Source organism: Sphaerochaeta sp. (genome assembly GCF_050256055.1).
Taxonomy (GTDB): domain Bacteria; phylum Spirochaetota; class Spirochaetia; order Sphaerochaetales; family Sphaerochaetaceae; genus Sphaerochaeta.
The window spans coordinates 1-3397 of the sequence record NZ_JBFWIJ010000060.1 but is presented as its reverse complement, the minus strand read 5'-3'; the positions used below and the strand labels follow the sequence as shown (position 1 = coordinate 3397).

8 protein-coding genes are annotated in these 3397 nt (G+C 51.9%); 7 read left to right on the top strand and 1 reads right to left on the bottom strand.

From position 1 onward, the window contains the following. From AB7C91_RS13660 to AB7C91_RS13630, 7 genes are all read left to right on the top strand, one after another. Window positions 1–865, top strand: an 865-nt coding sequence (locus AB7C91_RS13660; RefSeq protein ID WP_428592401.1) for a hypothetical protein, incomplete at its 5' end; no start/stop codon positions are given. A gap of 12 nt (window positions 866–877) precedes the next feature. Next, on the top strand, window positions 878–1144 hold the full coding sequence (locus tag AB7C91_RS13655; protein WP_428592397.1) for a hypothetical protein: 267 nt from the start codon (window positions 878–880) through the stop codon (window positions 1142–1144). Continuing rightward, entirely contained in the window at window positions 1125–1397 is a 273-nt protein-coding gene (locus AB7C91_RS13650; RefSeq protein WP_428592395.1) for a hypothetical protein, read from the top strand. Before AB7C91_RS13655 ends, AB7C91_RS13650 begins: the two co-directional genes overlap by 20 nt. Then, complete coding sequence (locus AB7C91_RS13645; RefSeq protein ID WP_428592392.1) at window positions 1390–1695, top strand: hypothetical protein; 306 nt, start codon at window positions 1390–1392, stop codon at window positions 1693–1695. Before AB7C91_RS13650 ends, AB7C91_RS13645 begins: the two co-directional genes overlap by 8 nt. Before the next feature lie 2 nt (window positions 1696–1697). Beyond that, window positions 1698–2045 carry a hypothetical protein gene (locus tag AB7C91_RS13640; RefSeq protein ID WP_428592389.1) on the top strand — a complete coding sequence of 116 codons (348 nt, stop codon included), beginning with the start codon at window positions 1698–1700 and terminating at the stop codon, window positions 2043–2045. Continuing rightward, the gene (locus AB7C91_RS13635) at window positions 2038–2379 is read left to right on the top strand and encodes a hypothetical protein (protein ID WP_428592386.1); all 342 of its coding nucleotides are present in this window, start codon (window positions 2038–2040) and stop codon (window positions 2377–2379) included. Before AB7C91_RS13640 ends, AB7C91_RS13635 begins: the two co-directional genes overlap by 8 nt. Further along, entirely contained in the window at window positions 2357–2626 is a 270-nt protein-coding gene (locus tag AB7C91_RS13630) for a hypothetical protein (protein ID WP_428592383.1), read from the top strand. The genes AB7C91_RS13635 and AB7C91_RS13630 overlap by 23 nt, the downstream gene beginning before the upstream one ends. 69 nt (window positions 2627–2695) lie before the next feature. Here the strand turns inward: AB7C91_RS13630 and AB7C91_RS13625 are convergent, their stop codons facing one another. Then, a complete protein-coding gene (locus tag AB7C91_RS13625; RefSeq protein ID WP_428592380.1) occupies window positions 2696–2920 on the bottom strand; it encodes a hypothetical protein in 225 nt (74 codons plus the stop codon). Window positions 2921–3397: the final 477 nt, after the last annotated feature.

Below are 3397 nucleotides of genomic sequence, written 5' to 3'. Positions count from 1 at the left end.
CTATGACAGCGACCAGGGCTGGCAGTACAGCAACATTACCGGATCGGGGAACCTTACTGCATTGTCGGCGTTTTCAGGGAAAGGACTGTTGCTCGCCTTTACGGACTCCACCTATGAGCTGGTCGGTATGGGGATCTTCAGCAACCAGCTTGCACTTTCTGGATACAACCCCGTCTGCAATTACGCCAAGGCCTCATCATTCATGGACGGGGTGTCCTCCTACCCGGTCAACGAGCTGAAGACGGCTTCCGGGACACTGGTCTACAACGGCCAGTCATACCAGGTCATCGGAGTGATGAAGACATCTGCCACGGCAATGACCGTCTTTCATGAGAACGGCTCGATCAACTTCTCCCTTCCCGATTCCGACCCGGGGACATCCGGGTACTACAATGCATCGGGCTCCTTCGCCGTCATCGCATCGGTGGCTGGTGCCGATACCATGAACATCAATGCCAGGGAACCCGATACCTACTCGATCGGCAACATCACCAGATTCCTGAACATCATCGGCAGGAACCTGATCGGGGAGAGCCTCAACCTCGGAGGCATGTCCGGGTATGCATGCAGGGCTTGGGGGACCTTCAGCGGGAACTCCCTTCAATTCCGTGAGCAGAAGAATATGTCATCCATCACGGATGCGGGCGTGGGTGAGGCCTTCATCAATTTTGCATCACCGATGCCGAACATCTATTACGCCGTGTCACTCCTGTATGGAAGGGATACCGCGGGCGGCTATTCAAATTTCCATGCTATGGAGTTTTCACCCACCAGGACCACCACCTCAGTGCGGGTCGGGTATGGGTACTCAGGAGCTCAATATGAACTCGGTGGGTCGCTTTTCAGCATCATCGTGTTCGCGTAAGGAGGAGACCGTATGCTGATCGTACATACAGACACAACAGGATTCGTTTATGTGACCCGACCAACCTTGGAAGCGTTGAGGGATCATTCTCTAGAAACGATAGCACTGAAGGATGTTCCCGAAGGATATCCTTTCTGGCTGGTCGGTGAAGCGGAGATTCCGACTGACCGGACCTTCCGCAACGCCTGGGAGGTACCCGAGGACTGGGGACCGCCAGACGGATACGGTTCACGATTCAATACGTTCGAGGAGATCGAGGATGCTCAGGATAAACAATGACAAGGCGGCCCGGATCGCCCAGGAAAGAATACGGGTTTGGAGAGAATCTGCATTCTCGGAGAACGACATCCGGATCCAGAACGCCCTGGCCGACGGCAACGAGGATGCCAGGCTGCAGGCCGTCATGTACCGGGAATATCTTCGGGACCTTCCCCAAGCATGCATCGGCAAGGACCTGGACGGATTGAAAGCCGTTATGGACGGGGTGATGAGTTTCCAGGAGTACCTCCTGATGGGAGGAAGCGGTGAGTGATGTGATATGGGTGGCCGTCATCACCGGTTCGGTCACCTTGGCCAACGCACTGCTTTCGCGCAGGTGGAGGAAGGATGATGAGCTGGCCAAGCTGCGCTCTGCGATTGCCAGCCTCTACCGGCAAGTGAACCGGATCGCCAAGGGGATGGACATCGCGCTGAAGAACGACCAGGTGATCTTCGATGCTTTCAGGAAGAATGCAATCAACGGAGAGAGCGAGGTCCAGGACAAAATCATGGAAGATTATTTTCGCGAGTGCGCCGTGGCCGGTTACAAGGCCGACGGCAATGAGGAGTGATCATGGATTGGAAAGTGGCAGCAGCGGTCATCGCTGCATTGGTGCTGGTCATCGGATTTGGGATGGAGTCGTACAAGAAATGGCTGCGCGACGACAAAGCAGGAAAGCGGGAGATCATACTGGTAGCGGCCCTGCTCTCAGTGACCCTTACTGCTTCATTCGCTTTCGGCCTGGGTTTCCCCGGATTGCCATGGACGTTCCCCGGGTATGCGATCGGAATATTCCTGCTGCAGTGGTTCATCGACCAGAAGGCCATCAAGAGAATTTGCAAAGCCATTGGCCTGTTCGGGAAAGCAAAGCTCAAGGAGTACGGGGTGGCAGAAACGGATATGGGGGTGTTGGATGAATGAACTCATCGGGGTGATCGGCGCGGTAGGAGCCGTGTTGTTGGCGGGCCTGTGGGCGCTCTTCCAGCGAAAGCTGAGGAAAGCCCAGTCCATGGCTGAGAAAGCCGAGCAGCGGGCGCAGAGCGCAGAGCTGAGGCTGAAGATCGGGGAGACTGCGGCAAAGGCCAAGGATGATATCCTCGCTGGCCAGAAGGAACGGAAGGAGCAGAAGGATATGGTGGATCAGAAAATCGCCGAGAGCTCGCAGAAGGAGGATCCTGATGAGAAAAGGGAAGAGCAGCAGCAGATTGTTGACGGTATTAATGATCTGTTCAATGCTCGCAATGCTGTTCGGTAGCTGCAGTAGCATCAAGCCGGTGAGCCCAGGAATCGAGCCGCCATCCTTCGAGATGGTTCGGCCACCCAGGCCTTTGTTGGAGCAGGTGACCATCCCCCAGGGCACGGTCATTCCTGATTCAATGCTACGCAACTACAACGCCCTGGCCATGTATGCACTGGACCTTGAGGATTATGCCTGGGGAGGGGATTCCCCCGGTGGTTTGGAGAAATATGTAGTTGATATCATGGATGTTTACAATCTTTAGCAAATTGTAATAATATCACTTTGCAACTTGGTTCTACTTAAAGAGGGTTCCCGGATATTTCCGGGGCCCTCATTGTTTGTGCTCGGAATGATGCAGGACGTGCATTCCTGCCAGGACCCTGATATAGAAGAAGGGGACCTTGGGAGTAAGGGTGTTCCCAATGTTGATTATCATCAGATGCAGATCTTTCAGATCCAAGGAAGGATAGTCCTGAATCCCTTGTTTGTCCTTGATCTGTACATTACCGGTAACTTCTTCGATGTGTAATTCCAGTATATCTGTACCATCTAGCATACAGAATCGGTTCTGATGTATTAGCCCTACCCCACGTCTCTTTACACTATATTGATATTCAAGACCAAGATCATCCAGTAATTTATGGGTTGCATCGTACATCCGAAACTTTACCATTTCCACCTCTTCTGACAAATCCGTTTCAGTAGTATACGACATTACTAAAAAACGCAGTACCCTTAATTTTTTCTTGCTCAGATTGTGCAGACGATGTATATTTTTACTGTACACAGTTGTGGGCACAATAAAACTACATTTAGTGTCATTGCTGTGCATAGCAAAACATAGTAAAAGTTTTTGTCATAGGGTTTTATGCAGATTCACTCATGGTGCTACAGACCCTAAAATTGGGTTCAGGTCCTAGCGGGGTCACACCTGTGCAAGTTCGAGTCTTGTTCTGGGCACTTTAGGCAAACCTTTTATTACAATGAAATTGTAAGGGGTTTGCCTTATTTTTTCACTAAGAAAATTCAGGAA

What these genes read in the sequence shown, in the direction of transcription:
- AB7C91_RS13655 (WP_428592397.1), top strand. Translation starts at nt 878, where the DNA reads ATGCTGATCGTACATACAGACACAACAGGATTCGTTTATGTGACCCGA.
- AB7C91_RS13650 (WP_428592395.1), top strand. Translation starts at nt 1,125, where the DNA reads ATGCTCAGGATAAACAATGACAAGGCGGCCCGGATCGCCCAGGAAAGA.
- AB7C91_RS13640 (WP_428592389.1), top strand. Translation starts at nt 1,698, where the DNA reads ATGGATTGGAAAGTGGCAGCAGCGGTCATCGCTGCATTGGTGCTGGTC.
- AB7C91_RS13635 (WP_428592386.1), top strand. Translation starts at nt 2,038, where the DNA reads ATGAATGAACTCATCGGGGTGATCGGCGCGGTAGGAGCCGTGTTGTTG.
- AB7C91_RS13630 (WP_428592383.1), top strand. Translation starts at nt 2,357, where the DNA reads ATGCTCGCAATGCTGTTCGGTAGCTGCAGTAGCATCAAGCCGGTGAGC.
- AB7C91_RS13625 (WP_428592380.1), bottom strand. Translation starts at nt 2,920, where the DNA reads ATGCTAGATGGTACAGATATACTGGAATTACACATCGAAGAAGTTACC.